This is a genomic window from Vibrio sp. CUB2 (genome assembly GCF_001557945.1).
GTDB classification, from domain to species: Bacteria; Pseudomonadota; Gammaproteobacteria; order Enterobacterales; family Vibrionaceae; genus Vibrio; species Vibrio owensii.
Map to the genome: position 1 here is coordinate 17,510 of NZ_LNRB01000024.1, position 24,313 is coordinate 41,822.

The 24,313-nt window shown below is 45.9% G+C and carries 25 protein-coding genes; 11 read left to right on the forward strand and 14 right to left on the reverse strand.

The genetic code is table 11. The features are described from left to right. Window positions 1-225: 225 nt before the first annotated feature. Entirely contained in the window at window positions 226-945 is a 720-nt protein-coding gene (locus ATB78_RS25155) for a hypothetical protein (RefSeq protein WP_061010922.1), read from the forward strand. A 37-nt stretch (window positions 946-982) separates the two neighbouring features. Here ATB78_RS25155 and ATB78_RS25160 read toward each other — a convergent pair whose 3' ends face one another. Together ATB78_RS25160 and ATB78_RS25165 are read right to left on the reverse strand one after the other, a co-directional pair. Continuing rightward, complete coding sequence (locus ATB78_RS25160) at window positions 983-1,234, reverse strand: TIGR03643 family protein (protein ID WP_005428362.1); 252 nt, start codon at window positions 1,232-1,234, stop codon at window positions 983-985. 129 nt (window positions 1,235-1,363) lie between these two features. Continuing rightward, a complete protein-coding gene (locus tag ATB78_RS25165; RefSeq protein ID WP_005428272.1) occupies window positions 1,364-1,783 on the reverse strand; it encodes a VOC family protein in 420 nt (139 codons plus the stop codon). Between the two features lie 200 nt (window positions 1,784-1,983). On the opposite strand from ATB78_RS25165, the gene ATB78_RS25170 reads away from it, so the two are divergent. The 5 genes from ATB78_RS25170 (at window position 1,984) to ATB78_RS25190 (ending at window position 6,092) form a co-directional block, all read left to right on the forward strand. Beyond that, the gene (locus ATB78_RS25170) at window positions 1,984-2,445 is read left to right on the forward strand and encodes an ecotin family protein (protein WP_061010923.1); all 462 of its coding nucleotides are present in this window, start codon (window positions 1,984-1,986) and stop codon (window positions 2,443-2,445) included. Continuing rightward, window positions 2,442-2,750 carry an MliC family protein gene (locus ATB78_RS25175; protein ID WP_043883155.1) on the forward strand — a complete coding sequence of 103 codons (309 nt, stop codon included), beginning with the start codon at window positions 2,442-2,444 and terminating at the stop codon, window positions 2,748-2,750. Before ATB78_RS25170 ends, ATB78_RS25175 begins: the two co-directional genes overlap by 4 nt. 572 nt (window positions 2,751-3,322) lie before the next feature. Further along, the gene (locus tag ATB78_RS25180; protein WP_061010924.1) at window positions 3,323-3,727 is read left to right on the forward strand and encodes a hypothetical protein; all 405 of its coding nucleotides are present in this window, start codon (window positions 3,323-3,325) and stop codon (window positions 3,725-3,727) included. 14 nt (window positions 3,728-3,741) lie between these two features. Continuing rightward, window positions 3,742-5,304, forward strand: coding sequence for an NAD(P)-binding protein (locus ATB78_RS25185; RefSeq protein WP_061010925.1), 1,563 nt, complete (start codon window positions 3,742-3,744; stop codon window positions 5,302-5,304). After that, a complete protein-coding gene (locus tag ATB78_RS25190) occupies window positions 5,301-6,092 on the forward strand; it encodes a hypothetical protein (protein WP_050919582.1) in 792 nt (263 codons plus the stop codon). The genes ATB78_RS25185 and ATB78_RS25190 overlap by 4 nt, the downstream gene beginning before the upstream one ends. 367 nt (window positions 6,093-6,459) lie before the next feature. Here the strand turns inward: ATB78_RS25190 and ATB78_RS25195 are convergent, their stop codons facing one another. Both ATB78_RS25195 and ATB78_RS25200 read right to left on the reverse strand, forming a co-directional pair. Next, window positions 6,460-8,070 (reverse strand): DUF4041 domain-containing protein, encoded by a 1,611-nt coding sequence (locus tag ATB78_RS25195; RefSeq protein WP_240537441.1) that lies wholly within the window; start codon window positions 8,068-8,070, stop codon window positions 6,460-6,462. 150 nt (window positions 8,071-8,220) lie between these two features. Further along, window positions 8,221-8,712 carry a VOC family protein gene (locus tag ATB78_RS25200; protein WP_005428296.1) on the reverse strand — a complete coding sequence of 164 codons (492 nt, stop codon included), beginning with the start codon at window positions 8,710-8,712 and terminating at the stop codon, window positions 8,221-8,223. Window positions 8,713-9,074: 362 nt separating this feature from the next. Here ATB78_RS25200 and ATB78_RS25205 point away from each other — a divergent pair, with 362 nt between their 5' ends. Then, complete coding sequence (locus ATB78_RS25205) at window positions 9,075-9,521, forward strand: hypothetical protein (protein ID WP_010645458.1); 447 nt, start codon at window positions 9,075-9,077, stop codon at window positions 9,519-9,521. A gap of 35 nt (window positions 9,522-9,556) precedes the next feature. Here the strand turns inward: ATB78_RS25205 and ATB78_RS25210 are convergent, their stop codons facing one another. The 7 genes from ATB78_RS25210 to ATB78_RS25240 all read right to left on the reverse strand — a co-directional run bounded on the left by ATB78_RS25210 (window position 9,557) and on the right by ATB78_RS25240 (window position 17,231). Continuing rightward, on the reverse strand, window positions 9,557-10,495 hold the full coding sequence (locus ATB78_RS25210) for a LysR family transcriptional regulator (protein ID WP_061010926.1): 939 nt from the start codon (window positions 10,493-10,495) through the stop codon (window positions 9,557-9,559). 99 nt (window positions 10,496-10,594) lie between these two features. Then, window positions 10,595-11,845, reverse strand: coding sequence for a hypothetical protein (locus ATB78_RS25215; RefSeq protein WP_061010956.1), 1,251 nt, complete (start codon window positions 11,843-11,845; stop codon window positions 10,595-10,597). Window positions 11,846-11,907: 62 nt separating this feature from the next. Further along, on the reverse strand, window positions 11,908-12,636 hold the full coding sequence (locus ATB78_RS25220) for a class I SAM-dependent methyltransferase (protein WP_047477074.1): 729 nt from the start codon (window positions 12,634-12,636) through the stop codon (window positions 11,908-11,910). 164 nt (window positions 12,637-12,800) lie between these two features. Continuing rightward, window positions 12,801-14,009, reverse strand: a complete 1,209-nt coding sequence (locus ATB78_RS25225) for a NupC/NupG family nucleoside CNT transporter (RefSeq protein WP_061010927.1) — start codon at window positions 14,007-14,009, stop codon at window positions 12,801-12,803. A gap of 314 nt (window positions 14,010-14,323) precedes the next feature. Beyond that, window positions 14,324-14,641, reverse strand: a complete 318-nt coding sequence (locus ATB78_RS25230; RefSeq protein ID WP_010645482.1) for a DUF4144 family protein — start codon at window positions 14,639-14,641, stop codon at window positions 14,324-14,326. Window positions 14,642-14,791: 150 nt separating this feature from the next. Next, window positions 14,792-15,328: a DUF924 family protein gene (locus tag ATB78_RS25235; RefSeq protein ID WP_050910031.1), complete on the reverse strand. Its 537-nt coding sequence runs from the start codon at window positions 15,326-15,328 to the stop codon at window positions 14,792-14,794. A 55-nt stretch (window positions 15,329-15,383) separates the two neighbouring features. Next, on the reverse strand, window positions 15,384-17,231 hold the full coding sequence (locus ATB78_RS25240; RefSeq protein WP_061010928.1) for a M3 family metallopeptidase: 1,848 nt from the start codon (window positions 17,229-17,231) through the stop codon (window positions 15,384-15,386). Window positions 17,232-17,473: 242 nt separating this feature from the next. On the opposite strand from ATB78_RS25240, the gene ATB78_RS25245 reads away from it, so the two are divergent. Further along, a complete protein-coding gene (locus tag ATB78_RS25245; protein WP_033005074.1) occupies window positions 17,474-17,845 on the forward strand; it encodes a hypothetical protein in 372 nt (123 codons plus the stop codon). Between the two features lie 10 nt (window positions 17,846-17,855). Here ATB78_RS25245 and ATB78_RS30290 read toward each other — a convergent pair whose 3' ends face one another. Then, window positions 17,856-17,990, reverse strand: coding sequence for a hypothetical protein (locus ATB78_RS30290; protein WP_258070912.1), 135 nt, complete (start codon window positions 17,988-17,990; stop codon window positions 17,856-17,858). Between the two features lie 130 nt (window positions 17,991-18,120). Here ATB78_RS30290 and ATB78_RS25250 point away from each other — a divergent pair, with 130 nt between their 5' ends. Further along, a complete protein-coding gene (locus ATB78_RS25250) occupies window positions 18,121-19,809 on the forward strand; it encodes an amidohydrolase (protein ID WP_061010929.1) in 1,689 nt (562 codons plus the stop codon). Between the two features lie 58 nt (window positions 19,810-19,867). Here the strand turns inward: ATB78_RS25250 and ATB78_RS29645 are convergent, their stop codons facing one another. Beyond that, window positions 19,868-20,041 carry a hypothetical protein gene (locus tag ATB78_RS29645; protein WP_009706819.1) on the reverse strand — a complete coding sequence of 58 codons (174 nt, stop codon included), beginning with the start codon at window positions 20,039-20,041 and terminating at the stop codon, window positions 19,868-19,870. Between the two features lie 237 nt (window positions 20,042-20,278). Here ATB78_RS29645 and ATB78_RS25255 point away from each other — a divergent pair, with 237 nt between their 5' ends. Both ATB78_RS25255 and ATB78_RS25260 read left to right on the forward strand, forming a co-directional pair. Beyond that, a complete protein-coding gene (locus tag ATB78_RS25255) occupies window positions 20,279-21,409 on the forward strand; it encodes a sugar diacid recognition domain-containing protein (RefSeq protein ID WP_061010930.1) in 1,131 nt (376 codons plus the stop codon). Between the two features lie 148 nt (window positions 21,410-21,557). Continuing rightward, complete coding sequence (locus ATB78_RS25260) at window positions 21,558-22,691, forward strand: glycerate kinase (RefSeq protein ID WP_061010931.1); 1,134 nt, start codon at window positions 21,558-21,560, stop codon at window positions 22,689-22,691. A gap of 128 nt (window positions 22,692-22,819) precedes the next feature. On the opposite strand, the gene ATB78_RS25265 is transcribed toward ATB78_RS25260, so the two are convergent. Then, the gene (locus ATB78_RS25265; protein ID WP_061010932.1) at window positions 22,820-24,256 is read right to left on the reverse strand and encodes a PLP-dependent aminotransferase family protein; all 1,437 of its coding nucleotides are present in this window, start codon (window positions 24,254-24,256) and stop codon (window positions 22,820-22,822) included. Between the last annotated feature and the right edge of the window lie 57 nt (window positions 24,257-24,313).

Sequence of the window (24,313 nt, forward strand, 5' to 3'; positions counted from 1 at the left end):
ACAAAATATATGCTTCATAAATCAATGAGGTCGTTAAATATTCATACGAAAGCATTAAGAGTTGTCCTAACCTCGCCGCTGGCCAGCCGCTCCGAGCCGAAATCATTCCCAAACTCTACTCTTCCGCTTGAATCTACCTCATTCTAAGGAGCGTATTGATAAATACCTCACTTTCTTAGTAGTCAGCATGACGTGTTGCGATGCAGCACCATCAAGGAAGGTGACATGAATTGTTTACAGACCAGCCTTTATAGCTTGCTAGAAGACAATAACTTTGTGCCGTCTAAAGAGTACAAAGCCTCTATTGCAAGCTATCTACATTCCGATTCCTCACTTACACCTCAAGCTATGGGTAAGCTCACCGGAGAAATATTCCAGAGCAAACAAACCATGGCGTATTACTTGCTGCATAATGCCATTAACGAAGAAGAGGGCGCAGAGCGACTCAAAATGATCGCCAATCGTTATGCGCAAGGGGAAATGAAGCAGCAAATCATGCATCACTGCCAAAACGACAGAAACCACTCAGCGATGTACGCCAGTTTGATCCCATTGACGGGTTACCAAACCGAGGTTTATCAAGAAGAAAAGTCGAGTGATTTCAGCAATGTGAGCAACTTTTACGACGACATTAAAATCCACCTTTTCCGAGCTCACTCCGTCGAACTTCGTTCTTGGTGTCTATTGGTTTCTCAACTGAGTTTTATCGACCAATCGGATATTCCGTATCTGAAAGAGATGCGACCGACCATTCAGCAGATTTTAGATGATGAGGTGAGGCAGGTTTCCTACACGGCGCAACACGTCAGCCAGTGGTTGGAAGAAGATCCGTCACTGTGCCAAGCCTTCACGCAATGTATGAGCCACACCTACCGAGAAACATGGGACTACCTTGCCTCTATGGCGGAATTCATGCGAGACAGTGCGCCTTACTTTATGGTTTAAGCACATAGCGTTTGAAATTGAAGGCTCTATGAGGGGCTCAACGTTGTTTGTATTGCGTTGGGCAATAGCCTCTGTTCACGTCTGGTGAGCGCAGTTTTAAGTGCTTGGTGTTGCGTCCAGATACACGTTGTCGCCAAAGCTTGAAACTGCGGGGTTTGAGGTGGCGACGCATCAGGCTGATAACGCCATTTTCGTTCAGACCGAACTGATGCTCAATCGCTTCAAATGGGGTTCGGTCTTCCCATGCCATTTCTATGATTCTGGATAGTGCGTCGTCGCTGAGTGTCATGGTGTGTTCCTAATCAGAGTTGCCTATTTAAGCTTAGGAACACACATACGTAATCTACGGCGGAACGGTTTAATTGGAAGTCGTTTTTAGCCGATAAGGCGAGGAAATAAAGTTAAGAATAGCAACGAGTTATTTCTGTGGTTTAAGCTCGACTACATTGCCTTCTGGATCTTCTAAATACACAGAGCGACCAAAGCCCTGAGCACCATATCGTTCGGCAAATTCTTCAACGTGGACGTTATGTTGATGGAGATATTCAAGCAACTCAGACTCTTCAAAAGGCGCAATTTGCAGGCAGAAATGGTCGAGGTTGCGGCCATCTTGGCTTGGCGATTTACCGCCTAACTTGCCGAGTTCACTTTCAACCGTCACCAAATCAATGATGGCTGTGCCAGCACGTAACTGCGTCAGTCCTAAGTCAGGCAACTCCCGCTCGATAGGACACCCCAATAGATCTCGATAGAAACGGAGCATCGCATCGAGATTATCCGTTCTCAATACCACGTGGTCGAGGGCTTTGATTTCAATGGGGTTACGCTGGTTTGCCATGACGTGTTCCTTTTTCGAGCATTGAGAAAAGTATACGCACTAAACCAGCAAGCTGATCGCCAGAGCCAGCATAACTACGCGCGTTTATTTTGCTAAGAGCGTCGTAATTGTGAGAGCCAGCCTCAAATCCTACCGTCCTCTCACATTAAATCAGAATTCCCCATTACAATATGCCCATCCATATGAAAAAGGAAAAAACGATGAAAGCAGTTTGGTTGGCCGCAGGTGCATTGGCACTGAGCGGATGTTCGGCAATGAACTCAGCAAATGATGTATCTCGCCCATCAGCAGAGATGTTCCCAGAGATGGAGAACATGACGAAGCACGTTTTCTATGTAGACCCAGTAAGCAACGAAGCAGATAAGCGCGTTGAGCTTGTGGTAGGCAAAATGATGGAAACAGACTGTAACCGTGTTTCTCTAGGCGGCAGTGTGAGCGAGCATTCGCTAGAAGGCTGGGGCTACACTTACTACCAAGTAGACGCTTCTCCAGCAGGCGGCATCTCTACGCTTATGGCTTGTCCTGAAGACATGGAAAAGGTAGAGACTTTCGTTCAAATGCCAACACGCGACCTTTACCGTTACAACAGCAAGCTACCTGTTGTGGTTTACGCACCAGCGGATTTGGACGTGAACATTCGCGTTTGGGCGCCTGAAGAATGATTTCTCTTCCGGCTAAAATCACTTTGACACTAGGTAGTTTGCTTGTACTTGGAGGCTGTACTTCCAATGTGCCGGAGTACCAATATCAGTGTGATGACGGCCATCAGTTTGCTGCCCGTTTTGAGCAGGAAAAAGCGCGGATTACCGTTGATGGCGGAAGAGAGCTTGAGCTCAAACAGGTCCGCTCGGCTTCTGGTGTAAGGTATCTATCTGATGACCAAATGTTAGTGCTCCACACCAAAGGTGACGAAGCGATTTTGATCGTCAATGAAATATCGCAGAGTACATGTCGCATTACGAAGTAATCCGATCGCTCAAAGGCTTGGTTGATACCGAGCCTTTTTTATACTCAAAAGCTAAACGAATTGTATTCGGTGAGAGATTCTAGTGAATATTGAGGACTTGTGTCTCTACAAAGAGCTTCACCAGTTCTATTTTGTACCTGTTTTCCGCTCTATGTTTACAGGCAAGTCAAGCAGACTTATCGTAAGCTGAAGTGAGATATTGGCCTATTTTATAAAATTTTAATGTTCAATATGTTACTAGTAACAAAGTAGTAATAACTATTTGGGTTTTCTATCACTTAAAGTTGATGTAATTGGCTGCGTTTATCACTTTTTTCTCTCTTTTTTGAAAATTCTCCTATTCCCATAAATGTTTACTCCTTCATTTTTCCCATAATTTCTTTCTTTATTGCTTCTTTTGTTTTTTAAAGTTGATGATATTTAATGATTTTATCTTTTTTGGTGAAGATTTTTTCAATGGCATATCTCTTACAGAATTAAACGAGTTAAGCCAATAGTGATAAGTTCGCAATTGATATACATTCTCGTTTGGGAACATTCCCGCAATAAATATAAAAATGGAGAAAACTATAATGAAAAACGTTCTTGGCTTCGTGACCCTTCTTGCTGCTTCTCTGGTTCACGCTGAAGATGCGATTACTTTTCCGACTCAACCCGCTGCAGAGGTAAACGATCCAATCGTCTTTCCTACTGTTCAGCATCCCATTGTGTTGGTTGGTGGTTACGAAGTAGAAAATGGTGTTTTACGCTCTCGCACTTATGACTGTGGCATTAACATCAGTGATTTAAACTTATCAGCACAACTGGTGTGGGAGGGGGCGACACCAAAAGTGATGATTGTAGGTGATGATCTGATTATGTGCCGCTCACTGGCAAATAGCCCGTTTGAACTGGACATCAGTGGCGTGCTTGAGCAACTTCCGAATCACGACCTATATCGTGTAGAAATCGCGAATCATGTGAACTTTCACCGATAGTTCGAGGTGAGAAGATGATTTGCCATTCTATTAGTGAAGGGGAGGTTGAGGCTTGCGCTAGCGCAGGCCGCTCTCGCCCGAAAGTCGCGATTTTTGGCGCGGGAATTTCAGGCTTAGCCGTCGCGCATAATTGTATAAAGCAAGGTTTTGATGTTGCCGTTTACGACAAGGAGCTCTACACCGGAGGCAAGTGCATTGGTACGGTAGATGATGGCGGCGTGGTGCATGAGCTCACACATCGACAGTTCTTCGCTAAAAACTACAACCTGATTAACTTTCTTAAAGAAATCCCCTCAGAGTCAGGGAGTTGTTTAGATTCACTCTATCCTCAAAATGTTGTTCAATTCTCTTGGGCTCAAAGTAATAAGACGATCCCGTTTCAGCGTAGCTATTTCACTCGCCTAGAAAAGTTGTGGGATGATGCGAAATCAGCTTATTCGATGCTCTATTCTCAAGTGCCCGTGAAGGACACGCTTTGGTTTAAGCAACGGCTACAAGCTCCTTACTCGACAGAAGATTTGCTCGGCGTTTCTGTTCGTGATTTCTTCTCCTACGATACCCGTCCCAAGCTTGCTATCTTCTTGAGATCTGTATTGCTCGGATGGATCGGTGCAACCGATGATACGCCCGCACTGGCTATTTTGGATTTACTCAACAATAAAGAAGGAGAGTTACATCCATTTGCTCCAGACGCCTACAGCTTGGGAATGGACAAACCAATTAGCGATGCGCTGATTAACCCGCTGACTCACCATCTACAAAAACAGGGCGTTCAATTTCATTTAGGCTACAAAGCACAAGCCATATACCCCAATAAGGCCCGAACACGAATTGAAGGCGTTCGACTTCATACCGATAGTACCGTTTTGGCCGATTATTATGTGTTTGCACTACCGGCTCACGTGACACAATCTCTACTCGCTGAGACAAGCCCTGCTCTGAGTTATGACTATGTGTTGAGTCACGGATTCCAGTTCTACTTTTCACGGGTACCTGCGGTATTGAAGAGTAGGACGGTTGGTTTGGTCCTCGATTCTCCTTGGGGGTTGAGTTATCACGTGACCACGCGAAATACGCCCCGAGGCGAGATGACCTGTTTGTCGGTGACGGCAACCGACCTTGATAATGCGCTTGGCCTTCTTTATCAAAAACCGATGCTGTCTTGTACAGAGCAGCAAGTTAAAGATGAGCTATTGTTTCAACTTTTCGGACAACTAGATTTACTGGATCACTCGGCCTACAAAGGTTTCAGAGTGGGGCTAGGGGCAAAAATGGTCTCGCCGCAAGAGCGGGATGCTTTGTATGCCGATCACTTTCATGGTGATATCGTTATCAATGAAAGTGGCCAGCCTCGTTGCTGGGTCTTGCAACATACATTAACGCAACCAACGGCTCAGAGTACGCTCTCGACTACCGTGAAAAACTTCTCTAACGTCTTCTTAAGCGGCGAGTACTTGTCTGATCCAAGGCAAACTTGGCGAGTCCCTGTTACGCTGGAGCGCTGCATTGAAACCGCCAATCTATGTGCGATGGATGTGGCTGCGCAAGCCCTCTCTGAGAGTGAGGAGAGTCAATGAAGTCACTGGTCTACTCCCCATTATCATGTGGGCTGTTTCTGATACTTTGCTTAGTTTATGGCAGTGGTTTTTATCTGCTTGTGCAAAGCTCTGTGTGGCTGACATTTGTGCTGACACTCATGTTGCCGGTGTTGTTTTGGCCGCTGACGAAGCCAGTAGAAAATGCCAATGAGATAAAGCGTATCCTTTGTCTAGAAACAGGCTTTAATCTGTTATGTTTCCTCGCTGTGAGCCAGTGGGTAAGCGTGGAATACGTCGACAAAGGCTTGGTCGTGTTTTTTGTCTTGCAGTCCGCTGGATTTATCATGGTGCAAATCAAAAAGCAGGCTTACTTATCGGCACTGATATCGATGGTGTTGGCGGCGGCGATTGCATATTGGATACACATTGGTGCGCAAACCACTCTGCTAGGTGAAGGGAGCATTCTGTTGTTTGGCGAGGCGGTGCCTTGGCAATTAAAACTGATTTATGGCTTTTGGTTAATGCAATTGCTGTTGGTGGAGTATCGTTCTGTTTTACCAAAACTGACGCTTGCGATTTGCCATATTGCCTCCTTTGTTATTGCAATTGGCGCGGAGGATTTCTTCCATGCCCGCATCGTGACAGCCAGTCACCTTTTATTCCTCAGTCTGTGTTTTAACCTCAAGAGTTTGGATTGGGGAGGGGGCGATTTTGTCGTATCTACTCGGTTCAGTCGTTTTATTCAATTAAAGATGGTCAGAGAGCCCTTGTCTGAGTTCTTGCTCGGTATTGTTGTGATGACGTATCTCGGGATCTTTTTGATATAGCGATCTTAGGGTTGTGTTTCTTACTCGCAACCCCCTCCAACTCCCCCTTGTATTGACATTGTTTGCTCAGCATTTGCATTTAGTGTCCAAGGGGGAGCTGTAGGGGGCTACTTTTGGACTAATAAGAATCGAGAAAATATGTTGCCTCGCCCTAACCAGAGATTCCCGACTCGCTCCTTCGTCGCTCTCGAGAATGACAGTCTTTAGCACTGCACCTTAACGTCGTCATTCCGAGGAGCCTAGGCGACATCAGGAATCTCTCTTTAACAAGCTTGGACAGTTCCTCCCCTTTACTCTCGATGTATTTTGATCGCCGAAGCTGAGACCAAGGGGAGGTTAGGTGGGGTTGATGTTATAGAGTGCTTACTTAAATAGCATCGGCGAAACTTGGTAAGTTATTTGCGCTCTCTGCTTCTTCTGAAACACCGTACTCCTTCATTTGTTCCTGTTTCTTCATTGCCTGAGTTTCATAATACTCTTGAGCAACGGCAGTCTTTACGAACTCTATCTCATGGTTTGAGAAGGATTGCGCAGCTTCCTGTATTTCGTTTAGTGTGACATTGAAGAACTCTTTTCGTCTGTTAATCATGTTTAATCGGCGAGAATCGAAGACTTCATGTAGCTTCTTCTCTAATGTCGGAGCATCATCAGTATGAATCATTGCGTGTACATCAAACGTGAATGGTACAGAAGCATCCCCGAGTTCTTTGACGCGATCCATTGGTTCAAGTCGACGTGTCATACCTATTTTATATATGTCTTCGCCAAAAGAGCCGATATTTGAAATAACGTAAACATGCCCCTGTTTTGTCTGCTCTGCCATTGATTGAGCTCGTTGATGCTTGAGCTCTGCTTCCTTCAGGTTGGCTTGTAGTTTTGCTATCTGTTGTTCAAGCTCTAGCTTTAGCTCGTCACTGGCTTGCTCTAGTTCTTTTCTTGCGGTATCGAGAGCTTTTTGGAAGCGCTTTTCTTCCTTTATGGCTTCTGCTTCAGCTTTTTTAATTTCGGCTTCAACCTTAGCCTCTTCTCGCATTTGTGCCTTTATCTCTGCTTGTTCAACTTTCTCTTGTTGTTTTTTCTCGCGATATTCATAGGTCAGTTGAAGTTCTTTGAGCTTTTCTTTTAAGTACTTGTCCGTGATGGAAATGGCATTCGGCTCATTAAGTTGGTTGATTGCAGTAAAAGCCTTTCTAATACGCTCTTGCATTTTGACGACGTTTTTCCATGTACAGTTAGCAATTGCTGCTTCACATTCGTTGTTAAAGGCTCTAGCAGTAAGTCGAATGCTCTTGTCCGTCATCTTCTTGCCTTCAGAACGTGAACCGTCGACGGTCCATTCTCGATAGCAAAAAATAGCACCGCTAGATGATTTTTCTCTCATCAAAGCTTTTTGTCGGTCTTTGCACTTTTTGATTTCTTCTTTGAATTTCTCTGAGGCATCGAAGTCAAATTTTGGTTCATAGAAGCCAAGTTCTATTAGTTCAATATCGTCTCTAAAAATAGCAATCTGCCTGCTCAAAGCATCATAGGTTAGCTTTTTGCTTTTGTAGTCAGTACGTAACTCATTTATTTTTAATTCAGTTAATCGCTGCTCCTCAACGGTTTGATTCTTTTTAGACTCTAAGTTTTCAAGAGTCTTTCTCGCTCGAGCCTCGATTTCCTCTTTAGCAATTTCCAGAGCATTTTTTATATTGTGACATTCAGCCTCAGTATCAAAAATTTTCGAGAATCTTATCTTGTACTCATCAAGACGCTCGGTTGCCTCGGTGATCTGGATTGTGTTGTTTTCAATGGTTTTCTTTTGTTCGGAAGTTGTTTGGCGATAGTTATCAATTATAGAGTTAGCTTGAGAAAGCTCGGATTGAGTGAGTCTAAGTTGATTTTTGGCGTTGCTGCCTCTCTTTATCAAAAGGAGTATTACAATGAATAGAGCTGCAATTGAGCCAATTAAGAAATGTGGCAAGTATAAGAATTCCACGATTAAGCCTCTGTTTATATTTAATAGCTAAAAACAATAATAATATAACGGGTCACCGTTCTGTATGTCGATTAAGATCATAAGAAATAAGTTTAATAAACAAAAAAGGGTTGGCACTAGGCCAACCCTTTCTGATTCTTTAGCATTCAATTATTCGTAATCAGACGCGTAAGTTTCTTCGTAAGTGTGTGAGTAAAGCTCGAATAGGTTACCAAACGGGTCTTCCATGTAGATCATTTGAGCTTGTTTGCTGTCGTCTTCTGGGTGGTAGCGCATGATGTCCATGCGAGCTTTACCACCAAACTCTTCAATGCGTTTGATCGTTTGTGGGAACTGCTCTTTTGCTACTTGTAGACAGAAGTGGAAGATGCCTAGGCGAGAGAAGTCGACTTCGTGACGTTCTTGACGCTCTTTCATTTCAAACAACTCAACACCGATACCGTCAGACGTCACTAGGTGAGCGATGTTGAAGCCTTTGAAGCCTTCACCGAATACAGCGATACACATACGACCGATTGCTGATTCGCGCTCTTCGATAACTTTTGTGTTGTTCATTACGATGCGAAGACCAAGCGCTTTAGTGTAGAACTCTACTGCTTTGTCCATATCGCCAACCATGATGCCTACGTGATTCATTTTCATAATTCTGCTCCAAAAAATTGCGATGTTTAATTCGTGTTTCGTTTCGATGGAGGAGAGTATATGGAGAAATTTTGATTACATGAAATTATCAATAATTTTTAAGATAATAATTTTTTGTTATCAAATAATGGAGAGAAGGGTAAACAAGCGTATCCTGCATGCTTATTAAATGGTTATCTTATAAATTTCTTTGTGTTTTGGGTTGTTTTATATCGATCGCGAATGGTTTGGTGAGGTAAACTTCTGGCCGAAGTTGCTGCTAGTTATCTGTTTTTATTGATATTAACTAGTTGTGTTTGAACGTTGGTAGTTAGGGTTTTAGGCGAGCCTTCAATCTGAGCTCACATAAAAGGAATAATAATTTGTACATTTGGAAAACATCAAAGCTGTCTGAGGAACTAAAAGACAACAAAGTGCCAGACAGTGATTGGATAAAATACGCTTTAATATTCTTAATCTTTTATACGGTGACACCTTACTTGATGTTCTTGGCGCCGTATGTAAGCAATGAAGTTATGATAACCGAGGCGATTGGTATCTTAGTTGTGTCAATTTTGGGTGTAATAGTCACGTATAGAACGAATAATAGAGATGGTAAAACCTACATTCTTCGCTCTATCGCTTTATCTATCCCTTTGTCGTTTAGATTTGTCGCTTTATCTGTGCTTGTTGGGATGGCTATCGTCTCTTTCGACTTTGGCGCTCAACATTATTTTATCGTTGAATTACTTTCGACATTCTCTGTTATCGCTTTGCAAGCACTCTATTTTTGGCGTTTGAATGTTCATTTAAAGTACATCAACTCTTAGCTTTGTACTTTCTACTTTGGTTACAGGCTTTGTGATTAGGCATAGGACTGACTGACGATGAGCTCTCTTAACCATTTATGGCTTGGGTCATTGTCGAGTTGTTTGTTCCAAAGTAGAAAGAACCCGCCTGGTTCCATCTCGATTGGGAGCGGCTTAATCACAATATCCGATTTGCCTTCGAACTCGCGGATGCTTTTGTAAGGATAGGTGAGTAATAAGTCGCTCTTCTCACACAGTTTCACTGCGCTGGAAATATCGGACATGTTGACGGCGTTATCAATGCGCAGTCGTTTCGTATCCAAAACTTCATGTAATAGCCAACTAGATACGCCACCAGTGATGACTTGAATGTGGCGGTATTTCAAGAAGGGATTGAGGTTCCACTTTTCCTCTAACGCAGGGTGTCCTTTTCGCATGATACAAGCAGAGGTGTCACGCATGAGTTCGGCATAATTCAGTGTGTCGGGGATGGTATCGACATGGGTTTTAGAACGGGCATCAAACTCAAAGATACCCACACCAAAATCGATCTCTCTTCTTTGTAGTCGAGTAATGCTGCCGTTACTCCAATCCTCACTTTTTATCGTGATCCTTGGCGCACTGGATAAGGCTTGAGGCAGAAAACGGGGGTAAATCGTGGAGTAGGCGGTTTCAATAAGGTCGATGCTAAAAACACGTGTCGAGCGTTCTGGGTCAAATTCTTCTGGTTCACGAAGCTGATCAATTTGCATCAGGATTTGTTGCAGTTTGCTTTCTAATGCCAGCGCTTTTGGGGTCGGCAATAAACCTTTGGATTCTCGCTCGAATAAAGGGTCATCAAACTCTTGGCGTAACTTAGTAAGCTGTTTACTGACGGCCGATTGAGATAAGAATAGTTTCTCTGCGGTTCTGCTTACGCTGCGTTCTTGCAGTAAAACGTACAGACAAATCAGCAGGTTCATATCATTTTTGATTAAGTGGGATAGATTTATCATGATATTCCTATCATTCAACTTACAAATTGAAGGGTATGAATAGAAACTATATCACTTAATTGAAATGAGTTAAGTCAGAAATACAGGGAAGGTCTTTAATCAAAGAATCAAAAGGTCGAGGTATTGGCTAAGCTCTTTCCTGATCTCTAACTCTGCTTCTGATAAGTATTTAGGTGTGTGTGCATCCACTACGACAATGTTTTGTTCGCGAGCTTGGTGGGTATCGCCGATGGCGTCAAAGACGCTGCTTAGCAAGTTCATCGATTGTGACATCAAGGCTTCGCTCTCTTGCTGTGAGAGTCGTGGTTTAGCATCAAAACCAAGCGCGCAGAGGATGTCGTTAAAGTGCATTGCATAACCTGAGCCTGAGACATCAAATGTGGTGCTCTTGATACCATCGGGGCTTTTCTCCCACAGATACGGGGGATGTTTGAGTGTGCCAAAACCAATCGCGATGACGCGCTTCGGATAGTGCAGCTCTAACCGTCTGTCCCAGATATCCCCCGCTTTTCCTGCCTCAATCACTACTTCAATGTTGCCCTCCAGTGAAGCAAGTTCGCCTTCGACATAGAGATGAGTTTCAGCGCCTTGTGTGTACTCCAATTGCGATTCACTAATCCGTTCGGCACAGATTTGTTTTAGTTCAACCAGCGAGTCACCTATGCTGGATTTATGCAGGTAACGCACCAATCCTGCAATTGCGTGGATGCCCATATCAAAGCCGTAACCACCTCCTCCGCTGGTGGTTAAGTTAAGTAGTTTTCTGGCGTTGAGTAATTCAATTCGGTTTTCAAAACGGAAGCCTTGGATTGCTTCATGAGTGTCGATGGGGTTATCGGCAGCAATCGCAATGATCTTACTGGGCACTCCGTCAGGCAGTGCGATAGGTGAGCCAACAAAAAGCGCTTCAAGCGATGGAGCAACCAAAGCCGTATCGATAAAGTAAAATTGTGCCCCGCGACGTTTAAGCTCAGGGATGACTTGGTTAAAGCCTCTGTCAATTTCAGCCAATGAGAAAGACGGTTTCTCAACCACAAACAGAAGGCCTTGAGTGTGGATAGCATCTCTCACGTGTTCAATGATGGAGAGATGTGTGCCAACTGGCGTGAGAACGAAGGCCGCAGCAACATCAGTATGTGAGTGAGCCTGTAAAAACGCATTAAGATTGGCGTAGCAAGCGGAGTAAGGGAATTGGAACTGAGATACAAAGGACTTGGGATGTTGAACTGCAGGATCGATAGCGACGATATCAAAGCGAGAGCTTAGGGTGTGCAGAAGGCTTTCATACAAACCCACCACAGACGATTTAGCGTTCCCTAGTCCACCAAATACTAATACGACCTTGTTCATAAGCGACTTCACCATCCACATAATTCACCGTGACAGACTAGCAAATTTTATTGGCAGACCAGCTACTTTTTACCAATCAATAGCCCCACATTTTGTTTTCGTAAATGTAACGCTTTGGCCTTGAGATTGCTTAAGTTGCCAAAGGCATAAAAGGGAACGTGCAATACGGTTTTAAAGCCCGCTTCAATGATCATGTCGTGCCAAGTCGTGCGGCTATGAAAGCAGACCCCAACGCCTGCAGTGTTTGCTCCTAGTCGTTGAGTGATCGGTGCAAGTAGCTTGGATGAGGTCGATTGATAAATCAGTGAACTAGGTAGGTTGTTCACTAGAAGCCCTTCATAGAAGTTTTCAAATACGACAACTAAGCCGCCTGAGGTTAAATGTCGGTAGGCACAATGCAGAGCCTCTTGCTGGACTTGCTTGGTGGACTGATAGGTGTCGGTGACAAAATGATGCAAAACCCAGTTGAACTGGATGATATCAAAACTGCTTTCAAGCGCGGCATCTTGGAAAAGGTGACAGACAAGGTGCTTTTTTGGGTTGGGGCGGTTTTTAGAGATGAGTGACGCTTCTGGTTCGATAAGCGTGACTTGAGCGCTAGGATAATGATTCAAAACCTTGTCGGCATACATTCCATTCCCGCCACCTACATCGAGTAGATGAAAAGGCTGTTGTGTAGGGTAGAGCATGTTGAGTTGTTTGGTTAGCACTTCAAACATATCTTTGTCGATGTATTCCGTGTCAAAGGAGGTGGTTTGCTGCGCATCCAGTTGGCGAACTTTATCTTGCATGTCAATTTCTTCAAAGCCAAAAGGTTGAGGTAGCAAGAATCACTCCGCTGTTTTTAGTGATTATGAGTCTCAAAATGAGAAAGTATGCAAGTTCAGATGCTTATGTTTTTGGATCGACAAAAAAGCCCACGCGATGGTGGGCTTCAATTGGAATGAGAGGGTGATTACAAGGCTATAAACAAGCCTGCTAGCGCTGCACTCATCATGTTGGCAAGGGCAGCCGCAATAACGGCACGGAAGCCAAGTTTCGCCACTTCTTGGCGTCGCTCTGGTGCCATTGCGTTAATTGAACCCAGTTGAATCGCGATAGAGCCGATGTTAGCAAAACCACACAGTGCGAAAGTGATGATGATTTGGCTATGTGCTGAAAGGGTTTCTTTCACGTTGACGAAATCAAGGAAGGCCACGAACTCATTCAGAATCGTCTTCTGACCGATCAGCGAACCTGCAGTTAGGATTTCATTCATCGGGATACCAGCAAAAAACGCCAGTGGCGCGAACAGGTAGCCAAAGATCAATTGCAGCGTTACGTCTTCGTAACCAAACCAGTTGCCCACGGTTTCGAAGCCTGCGTTGACCATCGCGATGACGCTGACAAAAGCAATCAGCATGGTGCCCACTGCAACTGCCACTTTTACGCCGTTCATCGCACCAGAAGCTAAGGCATCAACTATGTTGGAATCTTCGCTTTTCTCTAGCTGAATCGCGCCTTGATGCGCCGATACTTCACGTTCTGGCACTAAGATCTTCGCCATCAACAAGCCACCCGGCGCCGCCATAAAGCTCGCTGCGATAAGGTATTTCAGCTCAATACCCAGTGCTGCGTATCCGCCTAGTACGGAACCTGCCACAGACGCCATACCGCCAACCATTACAGCGAACAGCTCAGAGCGAGTCATGTTGGCCAAGAACGGACGAACCACCAAAGAGGCTTCACACATGGATAGGAAGATGTTGCTGGTTGCAGCAAGAGATTCGACTTGAGAAGTACCCAGTAGGCGATGGATAGCACCACCGATGACTTTGATAAGAGCTTGCATCACGCCCAAGTAGTAGAGCATTGAGATGATAGCGGAGAGGAAAATGATAAGAGGGAGTACGCGAATTGCGAAGATGAAATTGCCCGTTGCGAGTTCGCCAAAAACAAACCCGATGCCTTCGTCTGCGAATGAGAGGAGCCCGGATACGCCGTTGCTGATGGAGCCTAACATGGATTGCCCGAGAGGGAAGTAGAGCACTAGTGCCGCAAAACCGGCTTGAAGAGAGAATGCGCCGATTACGGTGCGCCAGTTGATGTCGCGACGACTATCAGAAAGTGCGTAAGCACACGCCAACAAGGCCAATACGCCGGCCAAGCTGAAGATGATTTGCATTATGTTACCTTGCTATGTATCTGTATTTGAGCGAGCCGTGAAAAAGACGCACGCGTGCAGAGGCAACATTGCGGAGAGTGCAAAATGTTGTCTTTACCCGAAGTCGAATTCAAAGCCCGTAAACGCTAACAGTTACGCTGGGCCCTGTTCCTTGGGGCAAGTTTCCATTTTGCAGCCGATTGAAAGCTGGTTCGGTTCCATTTCATCGTGAAAGGAGAACCTATCTAACCGGGCGCGGAGTATACGCACGGTTTTCGGTGCTGACAATGGTTATTGAGGGGATTTTTCGTTGTACGAAAGCAAGGGCGCAATTGTTAATCAGCTAAGGCCTCAATCGCTTGTTGGACGGAAGTAAAATGGATTTTGATGATGCAGCGCTGCGCTTGGGCAAACTCGTGTTTTTGAATAAGTTCTGTCACTTGCTGTACGCTCAATGTTTGTGGCAAAAGGTCCAATTCCACCGTGTTATTAGCACCATTTCTCAATGCAAAGCAATGGCCTTGCGTATCAATCACAATGTCATCCTGACCCCAAATCAATGCTTGGCACTCGGCGTTTAACTGCTCTGATGAAGCTAAGTACACCAGTTCGTCGTCGCCATCGAGTTTGAGCAAACAAGGCCATGTGATCATTGCGTTACCTTAATATTTGGATTGAGTCATTTGAAGTTGAGCTCGAGCTAAACAAGCTACGTAAGGCAAGTACGATACACAAAGCCTTAAGAGAGCAAAAGGCTTTATGCTTGGTGTAATAGTTCGTTTTCAGTTGGCAGGTGTGCTTGCTTAAAAACTGGACCCCGGCTGTTGTAAGAATTCCACTTCTTCTGCGGTGCTATCACGGCCTAAAATCGTATTGCGGTGTGGGTAGCGACCAAAGCGATCGATGATCACTTTATGCTTTAGCTCGAACTCGTAATTAGATTCTCGCCCAAGAGCTTTGAACAGCTTCTCTGCCTCTTCATGAATTCGCTTAGATTCACTGTGCATAAATGGCATGTACAAGAAGCTGCGTTCAACGTCCGTCAATTCTTGGTCTAAGCCTAAACGAATTGCCTCTTGTGACAAGGCAAGCGCGAGGGCATCTTGAGCGAATGCTTTGGGTGTATTGCGGTAAACATTGCGAGAGAATTGGTCGAGCACAATGATCTCTGCGAGTCGACCTTGCGCTGTCTCTCGCCAGTCAAACAATTCAGATTGAGCGGCTTGCTCTAAGGTGGTGAGAAAGCGCGTTTCGATTTGTTTATCGACGTCGGCGTTGCTCACAAACCAGTCTTTTGGTTCCAGTTCTTCAAACCAGAAAGTCAGGATATCTTGGTACATGGTTGCTTCCCTGATAGAAAAAGAGCTAGGAGTATACCCTAGCTCTTGGTTTCGCTTATCGACCGTAAGTCTCCTGGATGTAGCGCTCAAACTGCTCGCACATCTGCTCGTCTGAGACCGTATTGCTCGCAAGCTCTTTGCTGCCATCTACCACCTTGATACTGGCATTTAACGATGCCACAGGAGCACGTTCACGAGTTTGCAACGAGGCAATTTTCTTCTGCTGAACTTCCCATGCTTGTTCTGGCGATAGGTTACACACGTCTGCCAGATACTTAGCGTTAAAGCCCTCACCCGTTAGGCTAACGATAGTCTCGTTGTGCGATAGGTGATTACCCGCATGCCAGTAATGTTTCGCCAGTAGCGGACCAATCTCTGGGTTGTCAGTCAGGTAGCCAAACTTGTCGAGGAAGTAAGCGCGAGTCTGGTAAACCGCCATGTGTGCTAGCAAGTAACCGTGGTAGGCACACGCTGCTTCATCAGACAGAAGGTGTGGAATTGCCATCAATGGGCGTGGGCTGCATTCCAAACCAAGAATTTGCTTTTCACAATCGCGTGCCAGTTTAGTGATGCGCTCTGGCGTCAGTTCTTCATCGCTTAATTGGTAAAGTGCACGTTCAAAATACGGCACAACCAAAATGCTGCGCTCTTCGTATGCTTTGAATGGTTGACGGCTGTTGATCATCGCTTGAATGATCTCATCCGGTACTGGGTTACCTTCTGCGTCCAACGCGTATTGTTTGAGCCAATCGGCATCGGTTAACAGGCTGTCACAGAACATGGATTGTGTTTCTGCGTATGCCATAGAAGTTGGTGCGAACTCTTGAGAGAAACACGGCGCGTTCATCTTAACGTTAGCGAAATGCGCAGCGTGACCACCTTCGTGGAACAAGGTATTGATGCCATCGTAGCCGCTGCCAACTTGGTCTGGTTTAGCGTTACTGGTGAAGTTCACCTGCGCGGCAACCCATTCGCCTTGGTTGTAGAACGATGGGATAGGACCATGGCAGAAACCGTTCGGGTATTTGCCTTTGCGATCAAGCAGGTCTAGCGTCAGCTCTGCGCCTGAGTATTCGATGTTAAGACGACCGAACGATTCCACCCAGCGACGTAGCGACTTCGAGAACGGTACGTACGGGTCAAGGTCACGCATGACATCACCCGCGAACGAGTACACAAAGTTGTAGCCAGTCAGTGCGCCTTGACCTTTCTGCTCAGCAAGGTTTGCCAAGCTGTTTAGGTGGGCATCACGCGTGCGCTGTTCAAAGTCATCTAAGATGCTGAACAGTTGTTCTGAGCTCATCTTTTCTGTCTTCTTCACTGAGTAATCAAAGAAGGTTTCGTAGCCCAAAGAACGTGCGAATTGGTTACGCAGTTTGATCAGCTCAATAAAGCCGTTTTGCAGCAACCATTGCTCAAGGTCGAGCAGCGTTTGGTGCGCGGACTGACGCACTTCTTCGTGATTGTTGGCACGAATGGTCGAAGACAATACTGGCAAAGAGCCCTCGGTTTGTTCACCGTTTTCATTGGTAAACGTCAGAACGTGATTTTGCTTTTTCTCGAACAACTCGGCTTCAAATGCAATCAGAGCATTCTTTTGCGCTTGAGCTTGTTCGCCTTCAATTGCATGCGATTCAAACGTTGCCAACCAGCCTTGCAGACCAATTTGCGTTTGCTGTTTCTCTTGTGGATCAGCGATTGTTTCAGCCGCTTCAAGTTGTGCTTTGATAGCAGAGATTTGCTCGGCGTTGCTTAAGAAATTGGTCCAAGCGGTTTGTGCTTTTGTCGAACCATCGTGGTCGTCGCTGATACCCATGTACGTCTCCCAAAAGAAATCTTCTTTGGTGCGATGGATAGCGAGGTAACGTTGGTTTAGGTCGTTTAGGTATTCCGTTGCAGTCATTTTGATCCTTCAAATGTTTGCTTTATTGAGGTTTTTATCGTCATTGATTATGGCACGCATAAGCAGCAGAAAGGAATGCGAAATCCATTTGTCATGTTTATGGCTTGTAAACAGGAATTTACCGCACTTTTTACATGTGCAGACGTCAGTCACAAAATTTTTCCGTTTTTGATTAGTAATGGCCGTTCTCTATTTATAAAATTCGGTCTTTCGCAGTGGTGCTGAAAGTAAGGAAAACAATAATGAAAACAAGAATCGCAGCTCTAACAATGGGGCTGACTTTGGTGGGATGTTCAGCAACAACACCAACCAATGACCAAGTTTTTAATATCGAGGAAAACTGCGCCGTCATTATGAGTGAAGGAGTGACGCCAGAAGAACGTTGGAGCGCCTACAACAAGCTTATTGAAAGCTATGGCGACCATTATGTATCTGATAAGAACCGTTTGGAATTGGCTCGATGGAACTCATTTCGCCAAAAATTGATTCGCGATGAGAGTCATCAGTTACTCAAAGAATTTATTGAAGTGAGTGACTGGGGCTGCGCAAATGGCAATTACCTTGAAGAGATGTACTTATTTGTGAAGGAAACACAAGCGAGCAAATCAGAGTAAGACCTGCGCCTTACTCGTCTTCATCCGATTCTTGATGCTGATTGATCTCTTTACCACACCCTAAACATTGGTTTGAGAGGTCGGTTGGCATCATGATGATCAAACCACAATGAGGGCATAAATCGCCTTGGTCGTATCGTCGCATTGTTCACCTTCTCATTATATGGTCTTTTGTTCTGTAATTTTAAACCAACACCACAGAAATTACGACATCAACAGCAAACTAAATCAATTTGCATATACTCAATGTGTTAGCGAATACAACGGAAGGTGTCATGTTAACTCCTCATAGATTGATTCTTGGTGCTGCGTTGCTGCCTGTATTTAGCGCGTGGGCTAATGCCGCTGAGCAAACCGCAGACGTGGTGTACATCAACGCTGGTATTTATGTTCACCCAAAAGCAGACGCGGTCGCCGTGCATGATGGACGGATTGCTTTTGTTGGCGATAAAGCTAAGGCACATATGTGGGTTGGTGAAGGCACGGAAGTGGTGGATTTGACTGATACCTACTTGTTGCCGGGTTTTGTCGATAATCACAATCATGTGTTTGAGGCGGCTTCCGAAGCAGGCGGTACGTGCTTATTGCAAGCTGGCACCTTGTTGGATGAGCAAATCCCACAACTGCAAGACTGTAAAGAGTTTGTCCAAGATGGCGAATGGTTGATGGGGTACGGTTTTACGCTTGATGCGACCTTGTCGGAAGAAAACCAGCGCACGCCTTTGGAAGTGATCGATGAAGTCTTTCCTGAGACGCCAGTGGTGTTAATGGAGCAAACCTCTCACTCGATGTGGGTTAACTCGGCTGCGCTGAAAGCGGCGAACATTGATAAAAGCACGCCCGATCCGCAAGGCGGTCGCATTCTCAAAGATCCGGATACTGGTGAGTTGAATGGCATCTTGCTCGGTAACGCTGGTGATTTAGTGATGGAACTGGCTTGGAACAGCATGAGTGCGCAATTTGCGGTGAGCTACCAAGGTTTGTTGACTGGATTAGAAGAAGCCGCGCTCTACGGCATTACCACAATTGGTGATGGGCGAATGTATTGGAAGCGAGGTTGGTATGAAGTGTGGAAGGAGAGTGAAAAACGAGGCGATTTGACCGCTCGCGTCTCTTTGCGACCATGGATCTATCCGACTGACAGCATGGACTCTCAGCTGTCGTATTTGAAAGGCATTCAGTCCGACGATACTTCTCGCTTGCTGCTGGTGAACCAAGTCAAAATGTACAGTGATGGCATCTTCATCAATGGTACAGCCAAAACCCTTGCGCCTTATCTTGATACTTACCTGCCGGATTCTCCTTATGGGCTGAATTACATTCCGCCACAAGCGATGCCCGACTGGCTAAGCAAGCTCGATAAACTGGGTTATAGCGCTCATATTCATGCTATCGGTGACGGTGGTATTCGTGAATCACTCGATGCAATTGAGAAGGTGCGCAGTCAGGGCAATCAGCGACGTTACACTTTGACTCATGTCGAATTGGTGAACAGCAAAGACGTGCCAAGGTTTGCCAAGTTAGGTGTCACGGCGGACTTTCAAGTTGGCTCCGATTATGTGGCTTATCATGATCACCAATGGGCAGAAGCTTTCTTAGGTGCTAAGCGAGCGAGAGCCTTGATGAACCTGCGTGCGCTTTATAATGGCGAAGCTAACGTGACGTTAAGCAGCGATTGGAATGTGCATGATTTGAACCCATTGGTTGGTATCTCCAATAGTTTGGTGATGGGTGAAACCGGATTGCCAAATGTCTCAGCTGCGATCGATGCCTACACAATTCATCCGGCTTACAGCTTGGGTTTAGAAAAGGAAATTGGCTCAATAGATATCGGGAAATCGGCAGACTTTGCTGTATTGGATCAAGACATCACCCAACTGAAAGCGGAAGACATCGCCCAAGCTCGCGTCCTCATGACGGTGTTGAGAGGGGAAGTGGTCTACGAGCAATTGGATGACGAATAAGCCGAGCGATGACTCACTCGGCTGAAAGATTGTTGTCTTGTTGAAGCGTATTTAGAGACTATTGCTCAGGGTATTCGCCCATACCTTGCGTTTGCCCCTCTGCTTTCCAATGCTCGCCTGGGTCAAAGGCTTCATCGCATAGATCAACGGTGTAGCCCATCTCGGTAATTTCTTTCAGGGTGAGGTTGTCAGCAATTTTGGCAATGTCGCCCGCCTTGTTCCGCAGTTCCATGGTTTCCCTCCGGTCACTGTTTGGTTGTCGGTTCAAGTCGCGCCAAGCATAAAAACTTGGGTGGCTCGGTTATAAGTATAAGCAGTGATGGAGGACTTTATCGTTTAATAGCCATAATTTATTTAAGGTTAATTGGTCGGTATAACACTTTGACGTCGATACCGGTTCAATATCATGGCGATAGAAGACAAAGTGTGATTTATTGACGCCTCAATCGTGGAGATTTTAGGAACGGAAATGGTGATTCTCGACCACACACTCGCGCAGCAAATTGTCGATCGCACCATGTCGATCATTGGTCATAACATCAATGTGATGAACGCGGCAGGAACCATTATTGGCAGCGGCGATGCTGAGCGTATTGGTCAAAAGCACGATGGTGCAGTGCTGGCGCTGAATCATGGTGACTCGTTAGAGTTGGATGAGCAAAGTTGCCAATCATTGCAAGGCGTGAAACCGGGCATCAATATGCTGCTGCACTTTAAAGGTGAAGTCGTTGGCGTGGTGGGTGTGACTGGTAACCCTGAACACATCCGAGCGTTCGCTCAGTTAGTGAAGATGACAGCGGAACTGACGATTGAACAAGCTTCGCTGGTGGAGCAATTGCAATGGGATCGCCGCCATCAAGAAGAGTTTGTTTCAGCATGGTTGAACCAACAGCTTGGCGATTCTGAGTTGCACGATTGGGCGCAGCGCCTTTCCATCGATTTAGCAACACCACGAGTTGCTGTCGTAATTGAGCTTAAGGCAGAGAATGCGCCTGTTAGTTTGAACAGCGTGCGCGGCCTAGTTGACGTGCTGTATCGCTATGAAGATAAGCCGTTGGTGGCGATCATGTCGATGAATGAAATCGTTGTTCTCAAGTCTTTACGTTCTTCTTCGAATGGTGACCAAGGTGTGCTGGAGAGCATTCAGCGCCGCTTAACTGCTAATCAAATTGATGATGTCCGTCTAGCGATTGGGCAACGTTTTGATGGCGCACAGCAGCTTCCTCTCTCCTACCAAAGTGCCAAGCAAGTGCTTGCTGTCGGTCGTCGCTCTCATCCAGAACAAACCATGTTGAGCTTCTCTGAATACCGCTTACCTGTGTTACTCGCCCCTTTAGCCGATTCTTGGCAAGGTGAACAACTCGCTCAAGCGATGGCAGCTTTGGTTTCGGCAGACAAATCTGGACAGTTGGTAAAAACTTTAGAGGCGTATTTTCAAGCCAATGGTAACGCCAATGACTGTGCTAAGGCTCTGTATATTCATAGAAATACCCTGAGGTATCGTCTGGATAGAATCAGTGAAGTGACGGGCATTTCGACGCAAGATTTTACGGGATTGACCGAGCTGTATATCGCAAGCCAGTTAAGAAAGCTAAATTAGCTAATTGTGCAAATGCACAAGATAATTCAAACGTAGTCAGTACTGTTTGGATGTTTGACTAAAGAATATGCCAAGTTTTTAAGTGAGAATGGCCACATCGATGACCTGCGACTTGTCGCTCGCAGCGTGCTGTTTTCAGGAGAATGAAATGAAAGTTGTGATTGCCCCAGATTCGTTTAAAGAGAGCTTGACCGCCAAACAAGTGAGTGACGCCATCAAGAGCGGTTTGTCTCGTGTTTGGCACGATGCTGAATTCGTTACGGTGCCTGTTGCTGATGGTGGTGAAGGGACAGTTCAATCTTTGATTGATGCGACTGAAGGTGAGCAGGTTTTCGTGACCGTAAAAGCCCCACTTGGCAATGATGTTGAGGCGTTTTACGGCATTCTAGGTGACGGTGAAACCGCAGTGATCGAAATGGCAGAGGCAAGTGGTTTGCACCTTGTGCCAAGTGAGCAACGTGACCCAAAAAACACCAGCAGCTTTGGTACCGGCCAGTTGATTCTGAATGCGCTTGATCGCGGAATTCAACGCTTGATTATTGGCTTGGGTGGCAGTGCAACCAATGACGGCGGCACGGGTATGCTGGCGGCTTTAGGTGTTAAGTTTCTAGACAGTGCTGGTCAGCCTATCACTCCTAACGGTGGCGGTTTAGTTGAGCTAGCAAGCATTGATGTGTCTGGGCTCGACACTCGCTTAGCGGACTGCGAAGTGCTGGTGGCATGCGATGTGGACAACCCATTGTGTGGCGAGAAAGGTGCATCAGCGATTTTTGGCCTACAGAAGGGCGCGACACCGGCGGATGTTGAGCTGCTAGATTCTGCTCTAAGCAAATACGGTGAACTGACTGAGCAAGTGACAGGCAAGCATGTGTTGACTCAAAAAGGCGCGGGCGCTGCCGGTGGTATGGGCGCGGCGTTGCTTGGCTACCTACCTGCACGCTTGAAGCCGGGTATCGAGATTGTACTAGACACCGTAAAACTCGCAGAGCACGTAGCAGACGCTGATATTGTCTTTACTGGCGAAGGTCGTATTGATCACCAAACTGTGCATGGCAAAACACCAATGGGTGTGGCTAAAGTGGCGAAAGAGTATGGTTTGCCTGTCATTGCCCTAGCAGGCTGCACAGGTGATAACTTCCAAGCAGTCTACGAGTGTGGCATTGACGCGGTATTTGTATGTGTACCACGCGCAATGAGTTTGCCAGAAGCTATAGAAGAAGCCGACGTGAACCTTGCGAACTTGGCTGAAAACGTAGCCAGATTGTGGCAATTACCTCGCTAACACTCTGTGTTTGGTTGAGCAGATAGCTCAGAGAACTCATATCAAAGCCTCCCAATTGCGGAGGCTTTGTTGTTTCTGGTGCTGAATGTTTTTGGAGCGGAATGCTTGGAACGAAACGTCTAGAGCGACTATTTGGCGTGTTGAGCAATCAGTGTTGCCAGCGTTTCCATTGCAGGGAGCCAGTTTTTCTCCGCTCCAAAGTTCGCCACGCTAAGACGAATGCAGTTTTGATACTGTCCCTGAGTGCCAAATACCGAGCCGGGCAGAATACTGATTTTGTGTTCGTTACAGGCTTGATAAAGCGCGTAGCTGTCAGTTTTGGGTGGCAAGCGTAACCAAAGCAAGAATGAACCTTGCACCGCATTGATTTGATAGCGATTCTTTAGTTCAAAGTGTGCATCCAAGCATTGATTGAGCATCTGCAAATATCGTCTGACGTTGGCTTGGTAAACACGGCACATACGCGCAGTGTGAGTGCGGTATTTGCCTGAGGTTAGGAAAGTGCCCACTGCCGATTGCATCAAGTTCAAACTGCCCATGTTTTCACACAATAGGTATTGCTCGACTTGAGCGCGATAACGTCCCGCTAGCATCCAACCAATACGAAGGCGTGAATCGAGCGTTTTCGACAAGGAGTTGACGTAAATCACCCGTTGTTTCTCGTCCAATTTGCGCAAGCTTGGCAAGGGTTCGTCGTAACTTAACGCGCCAAATACATCATCTTCAATGATTGGAATATCTTCAGAAACCTTAAGCAGTCGCTCTCGCCTTTCAAGGGGCATCATTGAGCCTGTTGGGTTGGTGAAGTTTGGCGTGACAATAATGACTTTGATCTCCCACGTTGCCATGGCTTTTTCCAGCGCGTCTGGATCCATACCATCACGAGGGCAACTAGGGATCTCGACCACCTGCAAACCGAGGGATTCGAGCATCAACAAGTTGCCGAAATAGCAGGGCGATTCCACCGCAACAATGTCCCCTGTCTGTGTTGTTGCTCTAAGTGCAAGACTGATCGCTTGCTGCGCACCATGGGTAACCAAAAGATCATCCACGTTTGCCGGCGTTCCCAGATCTTGGGTGATCTTCGCCAGCTGTTTGACCAACAAGTCATCACCGGGTGGCAATTGATAATGGCTGGAAATATGGCTTTGTTGGCGACTCTGGCGGCCAATTTCGGCATACAGGCTTTTGATGGCTGGCGCGTCAATGTTTGGGTGTGCTGAGCCCGTCGGAAGCAGCTCTTGATACTCGGGATAGGTAAGGATTTGTTTGCACACCGAGAGCAAGTCCACGCGCGTAGGTTTAGTGATCTTGGCTTCATGTCGCTCGGTTGGCTTTACTCGATAACCAGATTTTGGCACCGAATAAACCATGCTTTGTGCTTCTAGTTCCTGATAAGCGCGGATCACCGTGTTCTTACTTACCTTGAGTTCCGTGCTCAATTGACGGATGGAAGGCAACTTGTCGTCCGGCTGATAAACCCCATTGCTGATCGCTTGTTTGAGATGCTTCTCCACGATCAAATACTTATTGGCATCAAGTGTACTTGCTAAATCTGTACCCATAAAAACACTTCCATCTGTCACTTTTTGAAAACACTGTACCTAACTACATTAGCAACA

Excerpts from the sequence above, each read along its gene's own strand:
- ATB78_RS25220 (WP_047477074.1), bottom strand. The coding sequence starts at position 12,636 with ATGCAAGATAAAGTTCGCCAACTGGATGCGCAGCAAACCACCTCCTTT.
- ATB78_RS29645 (WP_009706819.1), bottom strand. The coding sequence starts at position 20,041 with ATGGAACTGCGGAACAAGGCGGGCGACATTGCCAAAATTGCTGACAAC.
- ATB78_RS25200 (WP_005428296.1), bottom strand. The coding sequence starts at position 8,712 with ATGAAAATGAATCACGTAGGCATCATGGTTGGCGATATGGACAAAGCA.
- ATB78_RS25260 (WP_061010931.1), top strand. The coding sequence starts at position 21,558 with ATGAAAGTTGTGATTGCCCCAGATTCGTTTAAAGAGAGCTTGACCGCC.
- ATB78_RS25155 (WP_061010922.1), top strand. The coding sequence starts at position 226 with ATGAATTGTTTACAGACCAGCCTTTATAGCTTGCTAGAAGACAATAAC.
- ATB78_RS25210 (WP_061010926.1), bottom strand. The coding sequence starts at position 10,495 with ATGATAAATCTATCCCACTTAATCAAAAATGATATGAACCTGCTGATT.
- ATB78_RS25250 (WP_061010929.1), top strand. The coding sequence starts at position 18,121 with ATGTTAACTCCTCATAGATTGATTCTTGGTGCTGCGTTGCTGCCTGTA.
- ATB78_RS25245 (WP_033005074.1), top strand. The coding sequence starts at position 17,474 with ATGAAAACAAGAATCGCAGCTCTAACAATGGGGCTGACTTTGGTGGGA.
- ATB78_RS25185 (WP_061010925.1), top strand. The coding sequence starts at position 3,742 with ATGATTTGCCATTCTATTAGTGAAGGGGAGGTTGAGGCTTGCGCTAGC.
- ATB78_RS25180 (WP_061010924.1), top strand. The coding sequence starts at position 3,323 with ATGAAAAACGTTCTTGGCTTCGTGACCCTTCTTGCTGCTTCTCTGGTT.
- ATB78_RS25175 (WP_043883155.1), top strand. The coding sequence starts at position 2,442 with ATGATTTCTCTTCCGGCTAAAATCACTTTGACACTAGGTAGTTTGCTT.
- ATB78_RS25165 (WP_005428272.1), bottom strand. The coding sequence starts at position 1,783 with ATGGCAAACCAGCGTAACCCCATTGAAATCAAAGCCCTCGACCACGTG.
- ATB78_RS25160 (WP_005428362.1), bottom strand. The coding sequence starts at position 1,234 with ATGACACTCAGCGACGACGCACTATCCAGAATCATAGAAATGGCATGG.
- ATB78_RS30290 (WP_258070912.1), bottom strand. The coding sequence starts at position 17,990 with ATGCGACGATACGACCAAGGCGATTTATGCCCTCATTGTGGTTTGATC.
- ATB78_RS25240 (WP_061010928.1), bottom strand. The coding sequence starts at position 17,231 with ATGACTGCAACGGAATACCTAAACGACCTAAACCAACGTTACCTCGCT.
- ATB78_RS25190 (WP_050919582.1), top strand. The coding sequence starts at position 5,301 with ATGAAGTCACTGGTCTACTCCCCATTATCATGTGGGCTGTTTCTGATA.
- ATB78_RS25230 (WP_010645482.1), bottom strand. The coding sequence starts at position 14,641 with ATGATCACATGGCCTTGTTTGCTCAAACTCGATGGCGACGACGAACTG.
- ATB78_RS25265 (WP_061010932.1), bottom strand. The coding sequence starts at position 24,256 with ATGGGTACAGATTTAGCAAGTACACTTGATGCCAATAAGTATTTGATC.
- ATB78_RS25225 (WP_061010927.1), bottom strand. The coding sequence starts at position 14,009 with ATGCAAATCATCTTCAGCTTGGCCGGCGTATTGGCCTTGTTGGCGTGT.
- ATB78_RS25235 (WP_050910031.1), bottom strand. The coding sequence starts at position 15,328 with ATGTACCAAGATATCCTGACTTTCTGGTTTGAAGAACTGGAACCAAAA.
- ATB78_RS25215 (WP_061010956.1), bottom strand. The coding sequence starts at position 11,845 with ATGAACAAGGTCGTATTAGTATTTGGTGGACTAGGGAACGCTAAATCG.
- ATB78_RS25255 (WP_061010930.1), top strand. The coding sequence starts at position 20,279 with ATGGTGATTCTCGACCACACACTCGCGCAGCAAATTGTCGATCGCACC.
- ATB78_RS25170 (WP_061010923.1), top strand. The coding sequence starts at position 1,984 with ATGAAAGCAGTTTGGTTGGCCGCAGGTGCATTGGCACTGAGCGGATGT.